Source organism: Shewanella sp. 10N.286.52.C2, from assembly GCF_002874545.1.
GTDB lineage: Bacteria > Pseudomonadota > Gammaproteobacteria > Enterobacterales > Shewanellaceae > Shewanella.
Genome location: NZ_MCTV01000031.1, coordinates 1 through 23334, shown reverse-complemented (window position 1 = coordinate 23334; position 23334 = coordinate 1). Strand labels below are relative to the sequence as shown.

23 protein-coding genes are annotated in these 23334 nt (G+C 43.1%); 17 read left to right on the top strand and 6 right to left on the bottom strand.

The features are described 5' to 3' along the window. The first annotated feature begins 130 nt into the window (after positions 1-130). The 12 genes from gspC to gspN all read left to right on the top strand — a co-directional run bounded on the left by gspC (position 131) and on the right by gspN (position 11715). Positions 131-1039 (top strand): type II secretion system protein GspC, encoded by a 909-nt coding sequence (gene gspC, locus BCU94_RS11590; protein ID WP_102436021.1) that lies wholly within the window; start codon positions 131-133, stop codon positions 1037-1039. Positions 1040-1064: 25 nt separating this feature from the next. Then, positions 1065-3209 carry a type II secretion system secretin GspD gene (gene gspD, locus BCU94_RS11585; protein WP_102436023.1) on the top strand — a complete coding sequence of 715 codons (2145 nt, stop codon included), beginning with the start codon at positions 1065-1067 and terminating at the stop codon, positions 3207-3209. Beyond that, positions 3202-4764: a type II secretion system ATPase GspE gene (gene gspE, locus BCU94_RS11580; RefSeq protein WP_102436025.1), complete on the top strand. Its 1563-nt coding sequence runs from the start codon at positions 3202-3204 to the stop codon at positions 4762-4764. The genes gspD and gspE overlap by 8 nt, the downstream gene beginning before the upstream one ends. Before the next feature lie 3 nt (positions 4765-4767). Further along, positions 4768-5991: a type II secretion system inner membrane protein GspF gene (gspF, locus tag BCU94_RS11575; protein ID WP_102436027.1), complete on the top strand. Its 1224-nt coding sequence runs from the start codon at positions 4768-4770 to the stop codon at positions 5989-5991. A gap of 63 nt (positions 5992-6054) precedes the next feature. After that, the gene (gspG, locus tag BCU94_RS11570; RefSeq protein WP_102436029.1) at positions 6055-6504 is read left to right on the top strand and encodes a type II secretion system major pseudopilin GspG; all 450 of its coding nucleotides are present in this window, start codon (positions 6055-6057) and stop codon (positions 6502-6504) included. Positions 6505-6526: 22 nt separating this feature from the next. Then, positions 6527-7102, top strand: coding sequence for a type II secretion system minor pseudopilin GspH (gene gspH, locus BCU94_RS11565; protein WP_102476459.1), 576 nt, complete (start codon positions 6527-6529; stop codon positions 7100-7102). Continuing rightward, positions 7089-7457: a type II secretion system minor pseudopilin GspI gene (gene gspI / locus BCU94_RS11560; RefSeq protein WP_076541330.1), complete on the top strand. Its 369-nt coding sequence runs from the start codon at positions 7089-7091 to the stop codon at positions 7455-7457. Before gspH ends, gspI begins: the two co-directional genes overlap by 14 nt. Beyond that, positions 7447-8181 carry a type II secretion system minor pseudopilin GspJ gene (gene gspJ / locus BCU94_RS11555; RefSeq protein ID WP_102436033.1) on the top strand — a complete coding sequence of 245 codons (735 nt, stop codon included), beginning with the start codon at positions 7447-7449 and terminating at the stop codon, positions 8179-8181. The genes gspI and gspJ overlap by 11 nt, the downstream gene beginning before the upstream one ends. After that, on the top strand, positions 8181-9182 hold the full coding sequence (gspK, locus tag BCU94_RS11550; protein ID WP_102436065.1) for a type II secretion system minor pseudopilin GspK: 1002 nt from the start codon (positions 8181-8183) through the stop codon (positions 9180-9182). Before gspJ ends, gspK begins: the two co-directional genes overlap by 1 nt. Positions 9183-9260: 78 nt before the next feature. Next, positions 9261-10463 (top strand): type II secretion system protein GspL, encoded by a 1203-nt coding sequence (gene gspL, locus BCU94_RS11545; RefSeq protein ID WP_102436067.1) that lies wholly within the window; start codon positions 9261-9263, stop codon positions 10461-10463. A 1-nt stretch (position 10464) separates the two neighbouring features. Continuing rightward, positions 10465-10941, top strand: a complete 477-nt coding sequence (locus BCU94_RS11540; RefSeq protein WP_102436035.1) for a type II secretion system protein M — start codon at positions 10465-10467, stop codon at positions 10939-10941. A 12-nt stretch (positions 10942-10953) separates the two neighbouring features. Beyond that, positions 10954-11715 (top strand): type II secretion system protein N, encoded by a 762-nt coding sequence (gene gspN / locus BCU94_RS11535; RefSeq protein ID WP_102476458.1) that lies wholly within the window; start codon positions 10954-10956, stop codon positions 11713-11715. Between the two features lie 90 nt (positions 11716-11805). On the opposite strand, the gene yrfG is transcribed toward gspN, so the two are convergent. Further along, entirely contained in the window at positions 11806-12480 is a 675-nt protein-coding gene (gene yrfG / locus BCU94_RS11530; protein ID WP_102436039.1) for a GMP/IMP nucleotidase, read from the bottom strand. Positions 12481-12559: 79 nt separating this feature from the next. Here yrfG and nudE point away from each other — a divergent pair, with 79 nt between their 5' ends. From nudE to BCU94_RS11515, 3 genes are all read left to right on the top strand, one after another. Next, the gene (nudE, locus tag BCU94_RS11525; RefSeq protein WP_102476457.1) at positions 12560-13108 is read left to right on the top strand and encodes an ADP compounds hydrolase NudE; all 549 of its coding nucleotides are present in this window, start codon (positions 12560-12562) and stop codon (positions 13106-13108) included. A gap of 168 nt (positions 13109-13276) precedes the next feature. After that, positions 13277-14086 (top strand): 3'(2'),5'-bisphosphate nucleotidase CysQ, encoded by an 810-nt coding sequence (cysQ, locus tag BCU94_RS11520; protein WP_102436043.1) that lies wholly within the window; start codon positions 13277-13279, stop codon positions 14084-14086. A 294-nt stretch (positions 14087-14380) separates the two neighbouring features. Continuing rightward, positions 14381-16252: an MFS transporter gene (locus BCU94_RS11515; protein ID WP_102476456.1), complete on the top strand. Its 1872-nt coding sequence runs from the start codon at positions 14381-14383 to the stop codon at positions 16250-16252. A gap of 122 nt (positions 16253-16374) precedes the next feature. On the opposite strand, the gene mnmH is transcribed toward BCU94_RS11515, so the two are convergent. The 3 genes from mnmH to BCU94_RS11500 form a co-directional block, all read right to left on the bottom strand. Further along, positions 16375-17478: a tRNA 2-selenouridine(34) synthase MnmH gene (gene mnmH, locus BCU94_RS11510; RefSeq protein WP_102476455.1), complete on the bottom strand. Its 1104-nt coding sequence runs from the start codon at positions 17476-17478 to the stop codon at positions 16375-16377. 10 nt (positions 17479-17488) lie between these two features. Beyond that, on the bottom strand, positions 17489-18532 hold the full coding sequence (gene selD, locus BCU94_RS11505) for a selenide, water dikinase SelD (RefSeq protein WP_102476454.1): 1044 nt from the start codon (positions 18530-18532) through the stop codon (positions 17489-17491). 95 nt (positions 18533-18627) lie between these two features. Continuing rightward, a complete protein-coding gene (locus BCU94_RS11500; RefSeq protein ID WP_102476453.1) occupies positions 18628-19731 on the bottom strand; it encodes a fatty acid desaturase in 1104 nt (367 codons plus the stop codon). A 144-nt stretch (positions 19732-19875) separates the two neighbouring features. Here BCU94_RS11500 and fabR point away from each other — a divergent pair, with 144 nt between their 5' ends. Continuing rightward, a complete protein-coding gene (gene fabR, locus BCU94_RS11495; protein ID WP_076541308.1) occupies positions 19876-20490 on the top strand; it encodes an HTH-type transcriptional repressor FabR in 615 nt (204 codons plus the stop codon). Positions 20491-20577: 87 nt separating this feature from the next. Here fabR and trmA read toward each other — a convergent pair whose 3' ends face one another. After that, the gene (trmA, locus tag BCU94_RS11490) at positions 20578-21675 is read right to left on the bottom strand and encodes a tRNA (uridine(54)-C5)-methyltransferase TrmA (protein WP_102436053.1); all 1098 of its coding nucleotides are present in this window, start codon (positions 21673-21675) and stop codon (positions 20578-20580) included. A gap of 142 nt (positions 21676-21817) precedes the next feature. On the opposite strand from trmA, the gene murI reads away from it, so the two are divergent. Beyond that, positions 21818-22618: a glutamate racemase gene (gene murI / locus BCU94_RS11485; protein WP_102436055.1), complete on the top strand. Its 801-nt coding sequence runs from the start codon at positions 21818-21820 to the stop codon at positions 22616-22618. 10 nt (positions 22619-22628) lie between these two features. Here the strand turns inward: murI and BCU94_RS11480 are convergent, their stop codons facing one another. Continuing rightward, a complete protein-coding gene (locus BCU94_RS11480; protein WP_102436057.1) occupies positions 22629-23087 on the bottom strand; it encodes an RNA-binding protein in 459 nt (152 codons plus the stop codon). Positions 23088-23334 lie beyond the last annotated feature (247 nt).

The following is a 23334-nucleotide window of genomic DNA, read 5'->3' as shown; positions in this document are numbered from 1 at the left end:
ATAATCAGCTCTATTTCGCCAATCCAGATGCTATGGGCTTGTTGCGACAAGCCGTGTAGGTTAGCATGATGCAGTATTTCCTAAATTAACAGAATAAGAACAGCGACCTGTGCTGAGGGTCAAAGCAAATATGGATGTATTAGATAAAGTTATTACCAAGGTTGCGGCTCTTCCTCAAAAGCAGCTGAGCGCGGCCTTCTTTTGGTTAGGGTTAGTGATCGTGCTATCAATTGCTGCTCAGATCACTTGGAAGTTAATGCCTGTTAATTCTCAAGCTGTAGCATGGCAACCATCGCCAACTTCTTCTGCTAGCGCGAAACGTATTGAGCTCAGTGGTGTGCAACAGTTATCACTGTTTGGTAAAAAAGGTGCCAGTGATACCCAAGCGAAAAAGCCCGCTCCAGTGGAACAAATTACCGATGCCCCTAAAACTAACTTGTCTATTTTGCTGACAGGCGTGGTGGCATCAACTTCTGATTCACATGGCCTTGCGGTTATCGAGTCAAAAGGCAGCCAAGAAACCTACAGCCTAGGTGACAAAATCAAAGGCACTTCAGCGTCATTAAAAGAAGTTTATGCCGACCGCATTATTATTACCAATGCGGGCCGCTATGAAACCTTAATGCTTGATGGCTTAAATTACACCACTCAAAGCCAAGCCAATGAATCACTTCAAAAAGCAAAACAAAATCGCACCGTGCAAACGGTTCAGCGCAGTGTGCTCTCTCAAGAGTTAGCCGATTCACGTGATGAATTACTAGCCGATCCGGGTAAATTAACCGACTACCTGGCTATCTCACCAGTCAGCGGTGCAGATGGCATCAGCGGTTATCGATTAAACCCGGGCAAAAATAAGTCTTTATTTGCCTCAGCAGGTTTTAAAGCAAATGATTTAGCCAAATCCATCAACGGCTACGACTTAACTGATATGGGGCAGTCGTTAGAAGTGATGGGGCAATTAGCAGAATTAACCGAAATTGGCGTCATGGTCGAACGTGATGGGCAGTTAGTTGAAATAATTTTTAGTTTGCCAGAATAGTATGGGCAGTAGAGGATTGAAAATAATGAAGAGTTACGGAATTCGACGCAAGTTATTTGCTGGAATGGTTGCCGGTATTGCCATGCTGGCTTCTCAAGCTGCTTGGTCGGAACAGTATGCTGCCAATTTCAAAGGCACAGACATTCAGGAATTCATTAATATTGTGGGTAAAAACCTCAATAAGACCATCATCGTTGATCCAACTGTTCGCGGCAAAATTAACGTCCGCAGTTACGACTTATTAGATGACGAGCAGTACTACCAGTTCTTCCTCAATGTTTTGCAGGTGTATGGCTATGCCGTGGTTGAAATGGAAAACCGCGTTATTAAAGTCATTAAAGATAAAGATGCCAAAACTGCAGCTATTCGCGTCGCTGATGATAACACCCCAGGCTTGGGCGATGAAATGGTCACCCGCATTGTGGCGTTATACAACACCGAAGCTAAACAACTAGCGCCATTACTGCGCCAGCTTAATGATAATGCTGGTGGCGGTAACGTGGTGAACTACGACCCATCTAACGTATTGATGATTTCAGGCCGCGCAGCTGTCGTAAATAAATTAGTAGAAATTGTTCGCCGTGTCGATAAGCAAGGTGATACAGCTGTTGAAGTGGTATCCCTTGAATATGCCTCAGCCGGTGAGATTGTCCGTATTGTTGATACCCTTTATCGCGCCAGCGCTAATCAAGCACAAATGCCCGGTCAAGCGCCAAAAGTGGTGGCTGATGAGCGTATGAACGCCGTTATTGTGAGTGGTGATGAAAAGAGCCGTCAACGCGTGGTCGATCTAATTCGTCGTCTAGATGCTGAGCAAGCTAACACTGGTAACACTAAAGTACGCTACTTACGCTACGCTAAAGCAGAAGATTTAGTCGAAGTGCTAACCGGTTTTGCTGACCAACTCGTGAGCGATCAAGATGCGGGTAAAACCTCGGGTAGCAAGCGTAAAGAAATTAATATTATGGCTCACGTTGATACCAATGCTTTGGTGATCAGCGCTGAACCGGATCAAATGCGCACCATTGAAAGCGTGATTAACCAGTTAGATATTCGCCGTGCACAAGTATTGGTAGAAGCGATTATTGTTGAAGTATCAGAAGGCGATGATGTTGGCTTTGGTATTCAATGGGCATCAGCTGCTGGTGGTGGTACTCAGTTTAATAACTTAGGCCCAACCATAGGTGAGATTGGCGCAGGTGTATGGCAAGCACAAGGTGAAGAAGGCACTACAGTGTGTACCGAAAATGGTACTTGTACTGAAAACCCAGATTCACGTGGTGATATTACCTTACTGGCGCAAGCATTAGGTAAAGTGAACGGCATGGCTTGGGGCGTGGCAATGGGTGACTTCGGCGCCTTAATCCAAGCGGTTTCAAGTGATACCAAATCAAACGTACTTGCAACACCGTCGATTACCACCCTTGATAACCAAGAAGCATCATTCATCGTTGGTGACGAAGTACCTATTCTTACCGGTAGCCAAAACTCAAGTAACGGTAACAGCAACCCATTCCAAACCGTTGAACGTAAAGAAGTGGGCGTTAAATTAAAAGTGGTACCACAAGTCAATGAAGGTAATGCGGTTAAGCTGACCATTGAGCAAGAAGTGTCAGGTATTAACGGTAAAACTGGTGTCGATGTGACCTTTGCAACTCGTCGCTTAACTACCACGGTTATGGCAGATTCTGGTCAGATTGTAGTACTGGGCGGTTTGATTAATGAAGAAGTACAAGAGTCAGTACAAAAAGTGCCATTTTTAGGTGACTTACCGATTATCGGTCACTTATTTAAGTCTTCATCAAGCGGTAAGAAAAAGAAGAACTTGATGGTATTTATCAAGCCAACCATTATTCGTGACGGTATCACCATGGAAGGCATCGCTGGTCGTAAATATAACTACTTCCGCGCCCTGCAACTTGAGCAACAAGAGCGCGGCGTAAACTTAATGCCTAAGACCAATGTGCCAGTGTTAACTGAGTGGGATCAAGAAGCTTATTTACCTGATGAAGTGAACGAAGTGCTTAATCGTTACAAAGAAGGTAAAGAGTTAGAAACTAAGATGCGCGAAACAGACCCTGCGCTTAAGCATATTAGCGAAAGAAAAGATCTAGACAATGCCGTCACTGAAGCTGCTGAAACCGAACAAGAAGATGATGCCAATGAGTGAAGCAGCAATGACTGAACAATTGGCACAGGTGTCTACCGATTTAGGCTTAGAAGCCGAAGAGCTTAATGATGAGGTGTTTCACTCCAACAGTCGTGAACGCCTGCCATTTGCTTTTTCTCATCGCTTTAATTTGGCATTGGCCAAAGAAGCCGATGCCCTAAAGCTTTACTACACCAGTAATACCCCACTTGATGCCATGCTTGAAGTGCGCCGTTATGCCGGTGAAGATCTGGTGTTAGTCAAGCTGCCGGTAGAAGACTTTGAAGCGAAATTAACCCACACATTCCAGGCTAATTCATCAGAAGCCCAGCAGCTGATGGAAGACATTGGTAATGAAATGGATTTATTTACCCTCGCCGAAGAACTGCCACAAACCGAAGATTTGCTCGAAGGTGATGATGACGCGCCAATCATTAAATTGATCAACGCCTTGTTATCAGAAGCCATTAAAGAAGAAGCCTCTGATATCCATATCGAAACCTACGAAAAGCAATTAATCGTCCGTTTCCGTATTGATGGGGTTTTGAAAGAAGTTTTAAAACCTAACCGTAAACTGTCTTCATTGTTGGTTTCACGTATTAAGGTGATGGCGCGTTTAGATATCGCAGAAAAACGTGTGCCGCAAGATGGTCGTATTTCATTACGTATTGCCGGCCGCGCAGTTGATGTGCGTGTCTCTACCATGCCATCAAGCCATGGCGAGCGAGTGGTATTACGACTACTGGATAAAAATACCGGCAACCTAGATTTAAAATTATTGGGTATGACCCTGTCTATCCAAGATGAATTTGAAGCGTTAATTCGTAAACCGCACGGTATTATTTTGGTTACCGGCCCAACAGGTTCAGGTAAAAGTACCACCCTGTATGCGGGGTTAACTGAGATTAACTCCAAAGACACCAACATTTTAACCGTTGAAGATCCGATTGAATATGAACTGGAAGGCATTGGCCAAACTCAAGTGAATATGAAAGCGGATATGACCTTCGCCCGTGGTTTGCGGGCGATATTACGTCAAGATCCTGATGTGGTCATGATTGGTGAAATCCGAGATTTAGAAACCGCACAAATTGCAGTGCAAGCTTCACTAACCGGTCACATGGTTATTTCGACCTTGCATACCAACACGGCATCGGGCGCGATTACTCGTCTGCAAGATATGGGTGTTGAGCCTTTCTTGGTGTCTTCAAGCTTACTGGGTGTATTAGCCCAGCGACTTATTCGTACCTTGTGTAACGAATGTAAGGTCGAGCATGAGCCAGATGAGCGTGAGCGCGAATTATTAGGCATAACGGTCAATGATACCCGAGTGATTTATCGCGCTAAAGGCTGTAAAGCCTGTGGTCATAATGGTTATCGAGGTCGTACCGGTATCCATGAATTACTCACTGTTGATGACAACGTTCGTGAATTAATTCACGGTGGCCGCGGTGAGTTAGCCATTGAAAAGTATGTCCGTCAAACGATTCCAAGTATCCGTCATGATGGCATGAGCAAAGTACTGAAAGGGGTTACCACCCTTGAAGAAGTATTGCGCGTGACCCGCGAGGAGTAATCAATGGCAGCGTTTGAATATAAAGCCCTTGATAGCAATGGTAAACAGCAAAAAGGGGTGATAGAGGCTGATACGGCTCGTCATGCACGTAGTCAGCTACGTGAACAGCGCTTAATGCCCTTAGAGCTAGAACCGGTTGCTGAAAAAGAAGCCAAGGCCAAAAGCGGTGGGCTTAAGTTTTTCAAACGTGGTATCTCGGTTGCAGAGCTTGCTTTAATTACCCGTCAAATCGCCACTTTAGTTGCTGCAGGTTTACCCATTGAGGAATCACTCAAAGCGGTAGGCCAGCAATGTGAAAAAGATCGTCTTGCCAGTTTGGTCATGGCGGTGCGCTCGCGGGTTGTTGAAGGGTATAGCTTGGCTGATTCTTTAGCCGAATTCCCCCACGTATTTGATGATTTGTACCGCGCTATGGTGGCATCAGGTGAAAAGTCTGGTCATTTAGAAGTGGTACTAAACCGCTTAGCCGATTACACCGAACGTCGCCAGCAACTGAAATCTAAACTAACTCAGGCAATGATTTACCCTATGGTATTAACCATTGTTGCCATTGGGGTAATTGCCGTATTACTGGCAGCAGTGGTACCTAAGGTGGTTGGTCAGTTTGAACATATGGGTCAAGAGCTACCCGGTTCAACTCAGTTTTTGATCCTCGCCTCTGATTTTGTGCAAAATTATGGGGTATTTGTGCTTGTGGCACTGATTGGTTTGTTTGCACTACTAAAGCAGCTGCTAAAAAAACCAAACTTTAGAATGCAATATGACACCTGGTTACTCAAAGCTCCGGTTATTGGCAAAGTCAGTAAAGGCCTGAATACCGCCCGTTTTGCGAGAACCTTAAGTATCTTGTCAGCAAGTTCTGTACCTTTGCTTGAGGGCATGCGTATTGCCAGTGAAGTGCTGCAAAACGTCAAAGTGCGCGCAGCAGTGGATGATGCTACAGCAAGAGTGCGTGAAGGTACCAGCCTGGGCGCGGCGCTAACTAATACCAAACTTTTTCCGGCTATGATGCTCTATATGATTGCATCAGGCGAAAAAAGTGGTCAGCTGGAGCAAATGCTAGAACGTGCTGCAGATAACCAAGACAGAGAATTTGAATCTAATGTGAATATTGCCTTAGGGGTATTTGAACCCATGCTCGTGGTCAGTATGGCCTCGGTGGTGTTATTTATCGTGATGGCAATTTTACAGCCTATTTTAGAATTGAATAACTTGATCAGCGCTTAAGTATCCAAGTTATTTACTATTTATTGTTAGCGCACCGAGTGTGCGCGTCGGAGGAAGTTGTTAATGCAAACTAATCGAAATCAAACCCGTGGTAAACAAGCTGGTTTTACCTTACTTGAAGTCATGGTCGTGATTGTTATTTTAGGTATTTTGGCCTCTATGGTGGTACCTAACTTAATGGGTAACAAAGATAAAGCTGATATCCAAAAAGCCGTTTCTGACATTGTAGCGTTAGAAAACACCCTCGATATGTACCGCCTAGATAACAGTGTGTATCCAACAACGGAGCAAGGCTTAGATGCGTTAGTGCAAAAGCCAACCTCGTCACCTGAGCCACGTAATTACCGACCAGACGGTTACATTAAGCGTTTACCACAGGATCCTTGGCGCAACGATTACTACCTATTAAGTCCTGGCGAAAATGGCCGTATTGATATTTTCAGTGCCGGTCCTGATGGCCAAGTGGGAACTGAAGATGATATCGGCAACTGGAATCTGCAAAACTTCCAGTAAGCACGAAGTCTAATAGCAGATGATGATATCTAAACGCCAATCGGGGTTCACCCTCTTAGAAGTATTGCTGGTTGCCTTATTGATGGGGTTAGCTGCGGCTGCCGTCACGATGACAACCAGTACTTCAGGGCCTGAGCAAGCGTTAAAAAAAACGGCCCGTCAGTTTATTGCGACCACTGAATTAGTGATTGAAGAAACCATTTTAAGCGGTCAATTCTTAGGTATCGTCGTCGAAGAAGATGAATATCAATTTGTCTATTACGATGAAAAAAAATGGCACCCTATAACCCAAGATCGTCAACTGGCCCCAAGGCAAATGGACCCGGGTGTGAGTTTGAGTCTACTGCTTGATGGCTTGCCATTAGTTCAAGAAGATGAAGATGATGAATCTTGGTTTGATGAGCCATTAATTGAAGCCTCAAAAGAAGATAAAAAGAAAAATCCCGAGCCGCAAATTTTACTGTTTCCCAGTGGTGAAATGTCGACGTTTGAGTTGAGTTTTTTGACCGATGACGACCAAGGTAAAGAGATTGAAGTGCTAGTGGTGGGTGATGCATTAGGGCGTTTAGCCATAGGAAGCTTTGATGAAATACAGTAAAGGTATGACCTTACTTGAAGTCATAGTGGCCTTGGCGGTGTTTTCTATTGCTGCGGTTGCTGTCACCAAAAGCATTGGCGATCAAATGGCCAACCTGCCGATTTTAGAAGAGCGAACCTTAGCCCAATGGGTTGCTAGCAATCAAATGGTTGAGGTTAGATTAACGCAGCCTTTTCCTGAGCTGGGCACTAAAAATGGTCAGGTAGAGTTAGCCGATAAAGATTGGTATTGGCGTCAGGAAGTGATTAAAACCACCGACGACAATTTCAGAATGATCAGAGTATTAGTCAGTGATGATGACAGATTTAATCGCACCGTCGCACAAGTGAGTAGCTATGTTCACAATGAAGGCTAAGCGCTCAAGACACAGCGACAATCATCGCCAAGCAGGCTTTACTTTGCTGGAAATGATGATTGCTATTGGTATTTTTGCCATGATCGGGCTGGCATCGAACTCGGTACTGTCAACCGTGATGAAAAACGATGAAGCCACCAAAGAATTTTCAATCCGTTTGAAAGCCTTACAGCAAGGATTTGGCATTATCGAACGTGATTTAGGCCAGATGGTAGCCCGAACACAACGTGGCCTAGACGGCGAGCGTACCACCACTGTGTTTCAAACGGGCGATAACATGCTGGACTCAGAAACCGAAGCGCTGGTGTTTTTCCGTTTAGGTTGGCTCAACCCTGATGGCATGTTGCCAAGGGGTAGTTTGCAGTCGGTGTCATATGTGGTGCAAGAAGGCCGCTTAGAGCGTTGGTACTATCCTTACCCTGAGCCAGAAATTGGTGCAGAGCCATTAAAAAGTTTGATCATTAAAGATGTTATCTCCATCGAGTATTCGTTTTTTGTCGGTGATAAATGGGAGCGTAAAGTTGATGCTTCACAACTGCCACTTGGCATCGCGATGAAATTAGAAATTGAAGGCTTAGGTATCATTGAGCGTCGTTTTCTACTGCCTAAAGGTGGCGGTGATGCCGCAGCCAGTAACGGCGACAATAACGATGATAATGGCAGTAACGATAATACTGATAACGACAATGATACTGATGGCTCTAGCACGGGTGAAGACGGATGATGAAATATCAGTCGCCGGGGTTGCGTAAACAGCGCGGAGTCGCGTTATTAGTGGTGTTACTGGTGGTCGCTTTAGTGGTGATTATTGCGACCAATATTACCAGCCGTAATCAGTTATCCATGCGCCGTACCTTGAATTTAGCCCAGTATGATCAAGCCTATTGGTATGCTATTTCGGCAGAAGAATTAGGTAAAAAGATTTTAAAGCAAGATATGGAAGATGCTGACGGCACCGTACATTTACAGCAATATTGGGCTTTAGCTGATGTGATTTTTCCGGCTGAATACGGCGAAATTGGCGGTGAGATTAAAGATATGCGTTCTTGTTTTAATCTTAACGCTTTATCAGTTAAGTCAACAGAAGTTGAAAATGGCCAACCTAAATTATCATTAGCCGCGACTCAGTATATGTCACTGTTGGTTGCCCTAGGTATGGATGAATTTGGCGCCGAGCGGCTGACCCATACTTTGATTGATTATATTGACGAAGATACGGTAGCAATGCCCTATGGCGCTGAAGATGCCGATTATGAGTCTCGTAATACGCCGTATCGAGCAGCGAATACCTTGATGAATCATCGCAGTGAGCTGCGGGCGGTATTAGGATATAACCAGCAAGTGTATTTAACCTTGTTGCCTTATATTTGCGCGATACCAGGTAATAACCAACAATTGCTTAATGTGAATACCCTAGAGGTTGAACAAGCAGCATTGTTAGTGGGTATGCTAGAAAACAAGATTAGCCAAAGCGATGCGGAAAGTTTAATTAACCAACGACCTGCAGATGGCTTCGAAACCGCAGCAGAGTTTTGGGAAAATAATTCCTTAGCGAGTTTAGCCACTGAAAGTAATATGAAATCGAGCATAGTGGTCGATAGTAATTACTTCTTATTAAAAGCGGGCGCTAAAGTGGATAATGCGATGTTTAGAATGGATAGCGTTTTGCGTCGCAGTAATAACAAGTTTGATGTGATCAGTCGTCAATACGGTGATCAGCAATAATGAATATGGGTAACAATCCGCTTCAATTAACCTTGGCTAGTTTGGCCTGTGGCAGTTTGAAGCTTGTGGAGAATGACAGTGTCTGAACGGCTTTTTATCCGATTAGGGAAAACATCAACAAGTCCTTGTTCGTGGCTGGTATGGTCAGAACAAGAGCAAGAAATTATTGCTTCAGGTGAGTTAAGTGATGCAGCGAGCTTAACCAGTTTGACTGAGCGCGCGGGCAATCGTCCGGTGGATGTGTTGGTGCCAGCGGCCAGTATGACATTGACTCAAATTGCATTGCCTGAAAAAAATCAGCGCCAAGCGTTAAAGGCACTCCCTTTCATGCTAGAAGAAACCATCGCCTCTGATGTTGAAACCATGCACTTTGTGGTTGGCCCCCGTGATGGTGAGCAGCTAAATGTCGCCGCAGTGGCCCATGAGCAAATGCAAAACTGGTTATCTTGGCTGCTTGATGCTGGCATTAAAGTAAAGAGTATTGTCCCTGATTGTTTAGCCTTACCGTTGGATCAATGTAGCTGGGCTGCGCTGGATATGGGTGATGAATTGTTACTGCGTACCGGTGAAGGTAGTGGTGTGAGCTTGCCAAAAACATGGTTAGATTTCGCCTTACCTGAGCTGCTATCGCGTCGAAGTGATGCCGATTCTGCGCTAAAAATTGCCGCCTATAGCGAAGACTTAGTGTTTACCAATGCTGAGGTGGAAGCGAAACCATTAGATATTCCGATGATGGTATTGGCAAAGGGTATTTTACAGGCACCGATTAATTTATTAAGCGGTGTGTATCAGCCAAAGCGTGAATACAGCAAGCATCTGATGCTATGGAAAAATGCGGCTATTGTAGCGGTTATTGCTATCGTACTTGGGCTAGTGAATAAAGGCTTAACCATTCATCAGTTGAATCAACAAACCGCTGAAATAAAACAGCAAAGTGAAGCGATATTTAAGCGTGTTAGTCCAGGGGTAAACCGGATTGTTAATATTCGCTCGCAGCTGGACTCACAATTGCGCAGTCTTAAAGGTCAAGGTGGCGGTGCTGCTTTCTTTGACATGCTTGATGGCCTGAAAGAGTCATTTCAAAAAGTGCCCGATTTAAAACCGAACTCAATTCGTTTTGATGCAAGTCGTAATGAACTGCGCATGCAAGTGACGGCAAAAAGTTATGATCACGTGGATAAATTCAAGCAACTGGTTGAAGCGCGTTATGAGTTTGATATGGGTGCCATCAATAGCGGTGACAATGAAGTGAATACCACAATTACCTTGAAGGGCAAATAAGATGGAAAATTTGCAAATTTGGTGGCGTGGACTCGCGCAACGTGAACAGCAATTAGTCGGCAGTTGCGCAGTGTTTGTGGTTATTGGAATTTTGTATTGGGGCATTTGGAGCCCGATTGCAACTGCGGCAGACAATGCTGAAAAAGATCATCAAGCAGCCAAGCAAACCTTAAATTATGTTAAACAATCGGCGAATAAAATTGCCGGTTTAAAACAACAAGGTTCTGGGCCAAGAGCATCAGGCAGCTTAAGTTCGATTGTGAACCAATTAGCTGGCCAATATGATTTAGACATTACCCGTATGCAGCCACAGGGCAATAAAATCCAATTGTGGATGGACGATGTGCCATTTGACAGCTTACTTGATTACTTGCATGAACTGGTTGAAGAAAAAGGCTTAACCCTAGAAAGTGTTGATGTATCAGAGTCTGACTTGGCAGGTTATGTCAAAGTGCGCCGTATTCAGTTATCTAAGTAAGTAGGTATAGTAGTGAGTTTGATTAAGAAAATTATTTTAGGTGTTTTTGTTTACCTGATCTTTTTGGTGGTATTTATCCCAGCAAATTGGCTAGTGGGGATTGCGCCATTACCCAATAATATCAAGGTAAGCGGTGTTAGTGGTACATTGTGGCAAGGCTCTGCTGATTTGGTGTCGATTGATCGCCGTTTGATTGAACAGGTGTCATGGGATTTAAATCCTTGGACATTATTTATTGGTCAGCTCAATGTCGATCTGCAGATTGGTAGCCGGGCAACGCCAGTTAGTGGGCAGGGTGATATTAGTTGGTCTTTCTCAGGTGTCTCAGCTGAAAACTTGCGCTTTGAAGCGCCGAATAAATTTTTATTAGGCAACGCAAAATTACCCTTTAGAACCATGGTAGATGGTGATGTCAGTTTAATTGTTGAAAGCCTTAAGCAAGGTACGCCTTGGTGTGAGCAGTTAACCGGTAAGCTATTTTTGAATGCTATTGATGTTAAAAATCAGTTTGGTGAATATCCTTTAGGGGATATCGCCCTAGGGTTGAGTTGTATTGATGGCCAAGTGCAATTGATGACTGATGACTCAATGAACAAAATGGGGATTCAAGGTAGCGCCACTTTAGGTGAAAATAATCGTATTGTGGTTAGTGCTAAGATTAAACCGACCCATGAGCAGCCACAAGATTTAACCCAAGCTTTAAGCTTTTTGGGTAAACAAGATAGCCAAGGCTATTACCCTGTTAATTATCAGGGCACGATTCCAGGGTTGTAGTAACGACTGCTTCATCAGAAATTTGAAAGGCAGCTGAATCACATCAGCTGCCTTTTTTATTGGCTATAAATTATTAGCTACCATAGGCACTTAGCCTTTAACTGCAGCTAATAAGTCTTGATGTAAGAGTTGGTAATCATCAATGGCAGGAAAATCGATGAAATCCTTATTGGGCTTTTGACTGTCAGGATTGCTAATACCTAATTGAAAGCCAACACCCGCCAAACGTGATGCTTCAAGAATATTTTCATTGTCATCAACAAACAAACAGCGGCTTGGATCTAAGTCATATTTCGCGAATGCTTGCTTCCAAAATTCAGGGTGCTCTTTAGGATAACCCGTTTCATGGCTCGACATCATTCCATCTAGGCCTCTTGCCAGTTCAGTATGTTCTAATTTAAGTTCTAGGCTTTTAGGATGGGCATTGGTTAACAGGATTCTTTGTTTACCTGCCGTAGCGAGCGCCTCTAAAAAGGGCATGCTGTCTTGGCGCATTTGAATTCGCTCAACCAGTGAATAATGCAGGGTGAGAATATCTATGTCTAATTGTTGCTGCCAAAAATCAATGCAATACCAGTCTAGGGTGCCAACAACCTTATGGTAAGACTGCTCGACTAGCGCCTGCGCTTGGGCTAAGGAAATTTGCTTTTGTGTACTAAGCTGTTGAGGTACCAAAGTTAACCAAAAATGGTTATCAAAATGCAAATCCAGCAAGGTGCCGTCCATATCGAGCAAAACTGTGTCTATCTTATGCCAAGGAAACATGTAAATTCCGGTTGTAGAATATAGCTAGGGTAGTAAGATTGTAACTGGTCTTACTAAATTCGTCATATACGAGGTTTTAATGACATCACGGCATAAAAAGCCCGAAATTCTTCATCGCGAAATTGTCGCCAAAAGTCGACTGTTTCAGATAGAACAGCTGCACCTAAAATTTTCTAATGGCATTGAGCGTCAATATGAACGAATGAGTGGTGGCAGCCGCGGTGCTGTTATGATCGTGCCTGTGCATCAAGGTCAATTTTTGTTGGCTAAAGAATATGCCGCAGGCACTGATAATTATGAGTTGGGTTTTCCTAAAGGCTTGATTGATCCCGGCGAAGAGGCTGTTGAAGCCGCGAATCGTGAGTTACAAGAAGAAATCGGTTTTGCCAGTCGTAAGCTGACCTTACTAAAAGAGTTAAGTTTAGCGCCGGGTTATTTTGCCAGTAAGATGCAAATTTTTATCGCTGAAGAGTTATATGAAAGCAGGCTAGAAGGTGATGAGCCTGAACCTATTGAGGTTATCCCGTGGGCGCTTGGTGAATGGCAAGCGTTACTGGATAACACTGATTTTTCAGAATCGAGAAGTGTGAGTGCATTATTTTTAGCCCAACAACATTTACAAGGTTAATCTTGTTACTGTGTTAGCGGCTAAATTTAGCCAATTGAGATGTTGTAAGCGTTATTACTGACTGATGATTAAAATATTTCAGCTTACTCATCTAATTTAACTACAAATAAATCGTAAATTAGTCTAACTTGACACTATTCAGAGTATTATTTGGCGATTGGAGTCGTTATGAAGCCAGAAGAAGTAATTGAACAAGTCATCAGTATTGCCACCGAGGCGGGTCAAAAAATCCGCGATATTTATTTGAAAGGTGATTTTGATCGCGAAATAAAATCTGATAATACTCCTGTCACCTCAGCGGATCTGGCTGCAAATGAAATTATTTGTACTGAACTTGCTAAATTAACGCCTGATATTCCAATCTTAAGTGAAGAAGCTGCCGATATACCTTTTAATGAGCGTAGCGAGTGGCCACGCTATTGGTTAGTGGATCCATTAGATGGCACTGGTGAATTTATTGCTGGTAGTGGTGACTTTTCAGTGATTATTGCACTCGTTGAGCATAATCGCCCTGTGATGGGGATAGTGTATGTGCCGATGACAAACGTGTGTTACTACGCGATTGCAGGTTTAGGAGCCTACAAACGTGATGCTAACAATGAAGTGCGTATTAGCAGTAAACCACTTACTGATATTAATGAATCAGGTTTACGTCTTGCGGTAAGTCGTCGTCAAGACCCACAATCAGTATTAAAGTTACTCAGTCATCCTAGCAGTTGCGAATTAGTGGTGTTAGGCGGCGCAGCATTAAAGAGTTGTTTAGTGGCCGAAGGCCGAGCTGACTGTTACGTGCGTTTAGGGCCAACCGGTGAGTGGGATACAGGCGCTGCGCAAATTATTCTAGAAGAAGCAGGCGGCGCGTTAATGGATATTAACCTGCAACCGTTAACTTATAATGAACGTGAAACCCTTGAAAATCCAAACTTTATTGTTGTAGGTAGCCCGAATTTACCTTGGGACGATATCCTCACTAATTAGTCAGCTCGACATGACTTATTTAAGCCCTCTAGTAGAGGGCTTTTTTGTGGCCGCCATTTATAAAATACTCATGCTGTCTATAAATTAATGGGTTATGAGCATTGTTTTAATTTTGTTTGCTGTTAGTTTGTTGTTCAAAGCATTATTGATAATAGCGGCTTAAGGGCAAATGCAATGCGTAAAGGAGAGGGGGTGTTCACTCAGAGCTTCATTCATGGCTTAAATTACTTACCAAAATTGTTATCTATTTATATTCAAGGCTATACCTCAGGAATGGCAAAATAAGGATGTTTCATGGTATTAACCAAACGTTTTCTCCCTTACTTCATCACTCAGTGCCTTGGGGCATTAAACGATAATATCTATAAAAATGTGCTGCTATTACTGGTGACTTACAGCCAGGTAGATGCACTACCGATTAGCGTCAATATGTTTGTTAATTTAGCTGCCGGAGTGTTTATTTTACCGTTTTTCTTATTTTCAGCCCATGCAGGTGTCGTGGCTGACAATATGGACAAAGCGCGACTGATAAGACGACTTAAATTACTGGAGCTTATCATCATGTCTTGCGCGGCTTTTGCCATATTGTCGCAAAGCTATTTGCTGATGTTGGTACTGCTATTTCTTACTGGCAGTCAATCGGCTTACTTTGGCCCAGTTAAGTATTCCTTATTGCCACAAACGCTTAAAGAAGATGAGTTAGTTACTGGTAATGCTTGGGTTGAAATGGGCACCTTTATCTCGATCCTTGCTGGCACCTTGTCTGCAGGTTTGTTAGTGGCAAGTGAGCATAGTTTACTTGGCGCTGCGGTGACTGTGGTGACGTTATCTATTGCTGGTTACTTATCAAGCCGGGCTATTCCTGCATTACCGCCACAAGGCACAATCAGTAAAATTCGTTTTACCCCTTTTACGGGAACATGGCGCAGTATTGCCAAAGTAAGGCAAACCCCAAGTATCTGGATGGCTATTCTCGCCATTAGCTGGTTTTGGTTTTTGGGCGCCACTTATTTAACCCAGTTCCCAAACTTTGCTAAATTACACCTGTATGCCGATGCAACCGTGGTGTCGTTATTGTTGGCATTATTTTCCATTGGTATCGCCATAGGCTCGTGGGTATGTGAGCGGATTTCCTATGGTCATGTGGAGTTAGGCGTGTTGCCGTTTGGGGTTTTAGGCTTAACGGTATTTGGGGTTGATTTAATTTTTGCTATTCCGCCAGCGCCATTAGATAGCAGTTTCGTATATAGCTTTAGTCGCTTCATCACTGATCCGCAGCATTATCGGCTGATGGCTGATTTGCTGTTTATTGGCTTAAGTGGTGGATTATTCATTGTGCCCTTGTATGCCTTTATTCAATCTAGGGCTGCACCAGGGGAGTGTGCCCAAGCTATTGCGGCAAACAATATTATTAATGCCTTATTCATGGTGATGGCGGCATTGCTATCTATGTTGTTACTTGGCGTTTTAGAGTGGAGTATTCCGCAATTATTTTTACTCCTTGCTGGGTTGAACACTGCGGTGGCGTTATATGTGTATGCTCAGGTACCTGAGTTTGCTCAGCGCTTTATCAGTTACTTGTTGAGCCACTTGATGTACCGCGTCAGTGTTAATGGGCGTCTCAATATTCCGGCGCAGGGAGCTGGGGTGATTGTCTGTAATCATGTTAGCTATGTTGATGCCTTAATTATTATGGGCGCATCCACCCGTCCTATTCGTTTTGTGATGGATAAATCCATCAGTGAAATTCCGCTATTAAAATATCTCTTTCGCCATGCTGGAGTTATTCCTATTTGCTCACCTAAAAAGTGTGAAACCACCTACAAGCAAGCATTTGAGCTAATCCATGAAGCCCTTGGTAATGAGGAGCTAGTGTGTATTTTCCCTGAAGGACGTTTATCTGTTGATGGTGAAATTGCTGAGTTTAGACCCGGTATCGAAGCGATTTTAGCGAGAGATCCCGTCACAGTAATCCCGATGTCATTACAAGGCTTATGGGGCTCATACTTTAGCCATAAAGGCGGCCATGCACTGACAACACCACCGAAGCGTTTTTGGTCTAGGGTGACTGTGAATATTGATGCAGCGGTCGATGGGGTCTCACTGGGTCGCCATGGGCTACAAGCTAAGGTCACTGAGTTATTTGATAGCACAACTACTCGTTAAATGAGAGCGCTAATGGTCGTTAAGTGATGGAGCTAAAACACGAGTATAAGTGGTTGCTCTATCTTTGCTATGTGACACTCATAACAGCAACCGTTCGTTGTTATGAGTGCAGAGTGTGTGAATTATCCTGCTAGCTGATCTAAATATTGCTGGATCGCAATTTTATCACCACTAAATATTACCCTTTGCTGACGTTTGCTCATTTGGTATTGATACATAGGGTCGTAATAGCGCTCTAATAGTATTGAAATCCAATCAAAATGTTCATTAGCATCGTTTATTGAAAACTGTCGATTTATGGCGCTTTCAATAATGGCACTGAGCTGTTGGTGTTGCTTGCCACCTAAGCGTTTTTTGATGCTATTAATGCTGCTAAGCAGGTATTGGCTAAACTGTTCTTTTCCATGTTCTGCGCCATATTTATTGATAAAGGCGGCTGACTTATCAATAACATAGTCTTTATGTATTCTGTTTATACGATTCGCTAAGCTTTCTTCTAATACAATCATCTCACTGGCTTGCATCGCTTGGTAAAAAGCTTTGGGTATGGCTGAGCGCCCGATTAAGAAGCTTTCGTCTTCTAACAAGATTTTATGTTGTGGCAATTGCTGATGTTGTAGTAGCTGTGTCGCCAGCTGATTTTCGAAATTAATTTGAGTTGGCTGGGGCTCAAGGTTCTTACCAAAGCTTGAGCCGCGATGATTGGCAATGGCTTCTAAGTCAATGGACTCTGGTCGCAGTTGTAAGAGCTCGGTCTTGCCGCTGCCGGTGCTGCCGCTTAAAATGACTAAGGGCTGCAAAGTCGCCGCGGTATCAATGATATCAATTAAATATTGGCGCATGGCTTTATAGCCACCTTCAATATAAGGGATATCGATGCCGGCCTCTTTCAGCCATTGCTGTGACAACTTTGAACGTAAGCCACCACGAAAACAATATAGGTAGCTGTTGGGGTGCTTAGCGATAAACTGCTGCCAGCTTTCAATGCGCTGCTGTTTGGTTTTGCCATTAACCAATTGATGACCTAATTCGATAGCCGCCTGTTGTCCTTGCTCTTTATAGCAAGTACCAACCTTGGTACGTTCACTGTCATTCATCAGCGGGAAATTGGCCGAATGCTCGAAGGCGCCTTTACTAAATTCGATGGGGGCGCGCACATCAATGAGCGCACGCTGCTGAAGGAAAAGACGTTGATACTCGGTTTTAGCAATGATGTTAGCAAGCATTTGTTACTCTCTATGTCAGTGTAATTAATGCGCTATTGGTATTTGAAGCGCTCAATTCACCAATGCAAATAGGGGCAATATTTTGCGCCTCAAGTAAAGCAACCAGTTGTTGTTCTGCGTCAGCGCTTACCGCAATCAACAAGCCGCCACTGGTTTGCGGATCGCACAGAATCGCTTTTTGTTGCTGAGTTAGTGCTGGTAAGTATTGCTGATAGCTGTCGAAGTTGCGTTGGGTTCCGCCTGGGGTGCAACCTAAGTTTAAGTAGTGCAGCGCTCGGTCTAATAATGGGATGTTATTAAATACTAAATTCGCAGTGACATCGCCGCCTTGGCAAACTTCAATCAAATGACCTGCCAAGCCAAAACCCGTGACGTCTGTCAGTGCATTTACTCCAGCGATTGCCGCAATATCTTGGCCGGCCTTGTTTAGCTGACACATGGCATCAATGGCAATCATACTGTCTTGCTCTGTGAGCTTTTTTTGTTTTTGCGCGGTAGTGAGGATACCGATCCCTATCGGTTTAGTGAGATACAGTTTATCGCCAGCTTTTGCCGTATTATTGCGCTTTAATTGCTCAAGAGGGATTTGTCCGGTTACCGCCAATCCAAAAATCGGTTCAGGTGCATCAATGCTGTGACCGCCAGCTAACATTATTCCCGCATCTGCGCAGGCTTGGCGCCCGCCTTCAATAACCTTTTGAGCCACTTCTGCAGCTAAGATATTCACTGGCCAGCCAAGTATGGCAATAGCCATGATAGGCGTGCCACCCATGGCATAAATATCGCTGATGGCATTAGTGGCCGCGATACGCCCAAAGGTGAAGGGGTCATCCACAATCGGCATGAAAAAGTCAGTAGTACTGATAATGCCTGTTTCATCATTGAGTTGGTAAACTGCTGCATCGTCACGGGTTTGATTGCCGACTAATAATTTAGGATCGGTAAAAGAGGGTAAAGATGAGGCAAGTATGGTGCTAAGTACCTGCGGGGAAATTTTACAGCCACAGCCGGCGCCGTGGCTATATTCAGTAAGTTTAACTGACGATTCAGACATTAATGGGTAACCCTTAAAAAGGAAGATTATCCATCATAAACACATACGGCTACCTTGCAAGGTAGCCGTTTACTTTTAATGGGTTAAAACAGACTTTAATAAGCAGCAGTGAGGCTATTCCAGTTTTTCTTTTGGGCTAACAAACGTGCTTTTAATTCTTCGACCTGCAATTTTAATTGCTGGTTGCTCAGTTGTTTACGTTTGGCATCTAGCAGTACCTTTTTCGCTTGATAATAATCCACTAGATGTTGCTTCATAAGATCATATTCGGCTTGGAAATTAGCGATTATTTCATCACAATTTGGTAAATGTGCGACCTTATTTTGCGCTCTTAATAATTGCATTTGAAGTTTGGCACTTTCGATTCGCTCTTGCGGTACTACTCGTAAATCAGTGGCTAAACCACACCATTGCATTGACTTAATTAGCCATTTTGTTGGGTCGTAATGCCACCACTTAATACCATTACGGTAGTCATTTTCAAAAATGTGATGAAAGTTATGATAACCCTCACCATAGGTCAGTAAGGCAATCATGCCATTATCTTTAGCCGTATTTTTATTGGTATAGGGCTGACTGCCCCAGACATGGGCTAATGAATTAATAAAGAAAGTACAGTGATGTACGACCACTAAACGTAATAGTCCTGCCATCAGCACCATTGAAATAATATCGCCATTGAGCCAGCCTAAAAATGCCGGTAGTGCGATATTCATCAATACCACTAGGGTAAGATAATGTTTATGCTGCCACATAACGATGGCATCTTTTTGTAAGTCACGGACGTTATTATAATCATGATAACGACTGGCTTGGTATTCACGTAGCATCCAACCAATATGACTATACCAAAAGCCCATTTTGGCTGAATAAGGATCTTTATCGTTATTATCAACGTGCTTATGATGGATGCGATGATCTGATGACCAATGCAGTGCACTATTTTGTAATGCTAATGCACCGCCAAGGGCAAATAAGAATCGCATTGCAGGATGCGCTTTATAAGCTTTGTGAGACCATAATCTATGGTAACCGGCGGTAATTGAAAGGCCGCTAGCAAAGGCAAGTACCACAAAAGCAATCCACTCAATAGCTTCAAAGCCATGTGTAAAGCCACGCCACGGCACTAAAGTCAGCGCGCCAAGTAGTGTTAGCGCAAATAAAGCAGTATTTAACCAAATAATCGGTGGTTTTTTCATTAAGATAATCCATGATTCTTATTGAGCGTACAGTTGTAAGCTAATTTAGCTCACCAACTTTATTCGGTCAAGTATCTCGGGGCTGTGTTTTTAGCTTAAAAGCGGTATTATCTGTGCAATAACATTTACTAAATGGATCTTTACATGGGTGTAAGAGCATTACAGAAAGAAAAAACCCGTCGTGCATTGGTAGATGCCGCTTTTAATCAATTAAGCGCTGAACGTAGTTTCTCCAGTTTAAGCTTGCGAGAAGTGGCAAGGGAAGCGGGCATAGCACCAACCTCTTTTTATCGTCATTTCAAAGACATGAATGAACTTGGTTTAACCATGGTTGATGAAGGTGGACTTACACTTCGACAAATGATGCGTAAAGGTCGCCAGCGCGCAGAAGCGGGTGGCAGTGTCATTCGCATCTCGGTTGACACGTTTGTGGAAGTATTAGAATCAAATCCCAATGTTTTTCGAATTCTATTACATGAGCGCTCAGGAACGTCAGCGGCTTTTCGTGCCGCTGTAGCAAGAGAAATAGAACACTTTATTTCAGAGTTGTCTCATTACACAGAGGCGACTGCTGGAAGAACGCCGATGCTAGCCAGAGTACAAGCAGAAGCTTTAGTTACCCTAGTGTTTAACGCTGGGGCATCAGCTTTAGATATGAAACGAGCTGACAGAAAAGTATTAGCCGATCACTTAGTGCTGCAATTGCGCATGGTGGCAAAAGGCGCAGAAGCGCTGCAACATAAAGTTGATACTAAATAGCATCAGTGAATTAATAGTAAAACTTGCGCAATAAAAAAGCCGTTATGGATAATTCATCCTATAACGGCTTTTTAATATGTGTTGAACCTACTTACGTTCTAGTAGTACACCTGATTCCATATGGTGGGTATATGGGAATTGATCAAATAAAGCGAAACGGGTGATCTTATGGGTGCTTCCCAGTACCTCAAGGTTTGCTTTTAGGGTTTCTGGGTTACATGAAATATATAAAATGCGGTCGTAGTTTTGCATTAATGCCAAGGTGTCATCGTCAATACCCGCTCGTGGTGGGTCAACGAAAATGGTATTGCAATCGTAGCTATCTAAGTCAATACCTTCTAAACGTCTAAAGGTGCGTTTTTTCGCCATCGCATCACTAAAGTCTTCAGCAGACATACGAATGATTTGCACATTATCGACTTTGTTGATGGCAATATTATACTGCGCAGCATCAACAGATGGCTTAGCTAATTCTGTTGCTAGTACGCGGTCAAAGTTTTGCGCTAAAGCGATAGTGAAATTGCCATTACCGCAATAAAGCTCTAATAAATCGCCAGTGCTGTCTTTGGTTGCTGAAATAGCCCATTCGAGCATTTTGACTGACACTTTCGCATTTGGCTGGGTAAAGCTATTTTCAATTTGTTTATAATGTAATTCTTGACCGGCTACATTAAGGGTCTCAACCACAAAGTCTTTATCTAAATCGATTTTAAGTTTACGTGCTCGGCCAATGATATTGACGTTAAACTTTTCAGCTAAACGCGCCTTCATTTGGGTCGCTTGCTCTATCCAAGTGTCGCCTAATTGGCGGTGATAAAGTAACGACACTAAGATCTCACCACTAAGCGTGGTTAAAAAGTCCACCTGAAATAACTTAAAGCGTAAATCATGATTAGGACGTAGCTCTTCCATTAATGCAGTCATCATTTCATTGATTAAAGTCCCTGCAGGCAAATATTGCTCACAGCGCACTTTCTCATCTAAGACTTTATCAAACATGTAATAGAATAAGTCATCGCCATCGTGCCATACTCGAAACTCGGCGCGCATACGGTAATGGGCTGGTTCTGAGGCAAAAACTTCTAAACTAGGCGGCGTAAAATCGGCAAAGTCCTGTTCAAGCTTGATACGCTTCTCTGCTAGTTGCGCATCATAGTTTTTAGGATCCATTGCAGCTAAATTCATTTTGTTCCACCATAGGCTGTAAATTAAGGGCGCAAATATTATACTACACAACGCTGATGTCCAGCGGATTGACTTAATCTTAATGGATTAAGTGGTTAATTTTATCTATACAGCTTTTATCACCCGCATTATGGAGAAGAGATTGTCAGGTCCAATACTTATTTTTGATTCTGGTATCGGCGGTTTATCCGTTTTAGAACACATTCAAACAAAAATGCCTGCTAAAGATATCTTCTATTTATTTGATAATGCGCGGCTACCTTATGGGGACCTAGCAGAACAAGCATTAATTGAAGGTTGTGTGGCACTGATCATCAAGCAAGTGGCATGCATTAATGCTTCCATTGTGGTCGTTGCCTGCAATACTGCCAGCACCTTAGTGTTACCGCATTTACGAAGACGACTAACCATACCCGTGGTGGGCGTAGTGCCAGCAATTAAACCTGCAGCGCAATTGACTCAATCCAAACACATAGCATTACTTGCCACGCCTGGGACAGTTGAAAGAGCTTATACTAAAGAGTTGATCCGTGAGTTTGCTGGTTGCTGTGAAGTGACTTTGATTGGTTCATCTGAATTAGTGCTTATTGCCGAAGAGAAAGCTAAAAGAAACCCAATAAACTTAAATGCAATAAAACCAATCTTGGCTTCGATAAATGGCACTGATATAGATACCTTGGTTTTAGGCTGCACTCACTTTCCGTTATTACGCCAAGAAATAGCTGAGTGCATTAGCCATCCAGTAACGCTATTAGATTCCGGCGAAGCCATTGCAATAAGAGTGGCGTCATTATTAGAAACAATAAACAGGTCAGCTAAAGGTAAAACGAACAAAGTAGGCAGGTTAACAGCGGGATTTACAAAGAAGATAGATAAAGGCTTAGCATTAACATTAGCTGACTACGGTTTTAAGCAACTAGAGTGCATTTCCGTAGGCAGCTAATAGAAGGGGTTTAGTCTTCTTTATTTGACTCAGATGGATCTGACTCTTGTGATTTAGCTTCACGCACCTTTAGTGTGCGTTCTTGGAAACTGTAATCGTTTAACTTGTTCATTGCTTTCTTGGCGCCAGTTTCAGACATTTCAACAAAACCAAATCCCTTACGGCGACCTGTTTTTCTATCTCTAACTAAACGTACTGAATTAACTGGTCCATATTCGCCGAATAAAGCTTTCACTTCACCTTCATGAACACGGTAAGGCAAGTTACCAACATAAAGTGTCATTGTTGGGCCAACATAAGGCTTATTTGAATCAGTTGCAGTTGAAGACGGAACAAAAGTGAATATAAGACTCGCTAACATAACACCAGCGATGAAAGACACGACTAATTGAACATTGGTAGAAAGAGCATAAATAACGATTGCACCTATAAGGGCAATAATTAGGGTAATAACAAATGACTTTTGCATATGATTGTCTCTAATAAAAATGAAAAATGATAAATAACTGTTAAAAACATTGCTATGGTAATGAATTATTGAAGCTTTCACCATACTCTGATGAAAATATGACCTCAAAACACGATAAAAACCATATTACTGATAGTTACTGTAGGACAAAAGTGTTCTTTAAATACCCATAATAGTTAAAAATAAAACGATCTGTTCAAAAGCTATTCGCTTAAACGGTTTTTATATAAAAAGCCCTTGCACCAAT

Coding starts and splice junctions, on each gene's coding strand:
- BCU94_RS11515 (WP_102476456.1), top strand. CDS start 14,381: ATGGTATTAACCAAACGTTTTCTCCCTTACTTCATCACTCAGTGCCTT.
- trmA (WP_102436053.1), bottom strand. CDS start 21,675: ATGAATTTAGCTGCAATGGATCCTAAAAACTATGATGCGCAACTAGCA.
- gspE (WP_102436025.1), top strand. CDS start 3,202: ATGAGTGAAGCAGCAATGACTGAACAATTGGCACAGGTGTCTACCGAT.
- BCU94_RS11500 (WP_102476453.1), bottom strand. CDS start 19,731: ATGAAAAAACCACCGATTATTTGGTTAAATACTGCTTTATTTGCGCTA.
- nudE (WP_102476457.1), top strand. CDS start 12,560: ATGACATCACGGCATAAAAAGCCCGAAATTCTTCATCGCGAAATTGTC.
- mnmH (WP_102476455.1), bottom strand. CDS start 17,478: ATGCTTGCTAACATCATTGCTAAAACCGAGTATCAACGTCTTTTCCTT.
- gspK (WP_102436065.1), top strand. CDS start 8,181: ATGAAATATCAGTCGCCGGGGTTGCGTAAACAGCGCGGAGTCGCGTTA.
- gspD (WP_102436023.1), top strand. CDS start 1,065: ATGAAGAGTTACGGAATTCGACGCAAGTTATTTGCTGGAATGGTTGCC.
- gspI (WP_076541330.1), top strand. CDS start 7,089: ATGAAATACAGTAAAGGTATGACCTTACTTGAAGTCATAGTGGCCTTG.
- cysQ (WP_102436043.1), top strand. CDS start 13,277: ATGAAGCCAGAAGAAGTAATTGAACAAGTCATCAGTATTGCCACCGAG.
- gspF (WP_102436027.1), top strand. CDS start 4,768: ATGGCAGCGTTTGAATATAAAGCCCTTGATAGCAATGGTAAACAGCAA.
- gspH (WP_102476459.1), top strand. CDS start 6,527: ATGATATCTAAACGCCAATCGGGGTTCACCCTCTTAGAAGTATTGCTG.
- gspG (WP_102436029.1), top strand. CDS start 6,055: ATGCAAACTAATCGAAATCAAACCCGTGGTAAACAAGCTGGTTTTACC.
- selD (WP_102476454.1), bottom strand. CDS start 18,532: ATGTCTGAATCGTCAGTTAAACTTACTGAATATAGCCACGGCGCCGGC.
- BCU94_RS11540 (WP_102436035.1), top strand. CDS start 10,465: ATGGAAAATTTGCAAATTTGGTGGCGTGGACTCGCGCAACGTGAACAG.
- gspJ (WP_102436033.1), top strand. CDS start 7,447: ATGAAGGCTAAGCGCTCAAGACACAGCGACAATCATCGCCAAGCAGGC.
- gspC (WP_102436021.1), top strand. CDS start 131: ATGGATGTATTAGATAAAGTTATTACCAAGGTTGCGGCTCTTCCTCAA.
- BCU94_RS11480 (WP_102436057.1), bottom strand. CDS start 23,087: ATGCAAAAGTCATTTGTTATTACCCTAATTATTGCCCTTATAGGTGCA.
- fabR (WP_076541308.1), top strand. CDS start 19,876: ATGGGTGTAAGAGCATTACAGAAAGAAAAAACCCGTCGTGCATTGGTA.
- yrfG (WP_102436039.1), bottom strand. CDS start 12,480: ATGTTTCCTTGGCATAAGATAGACACAGTTTTGCTCGATATGGACGGC.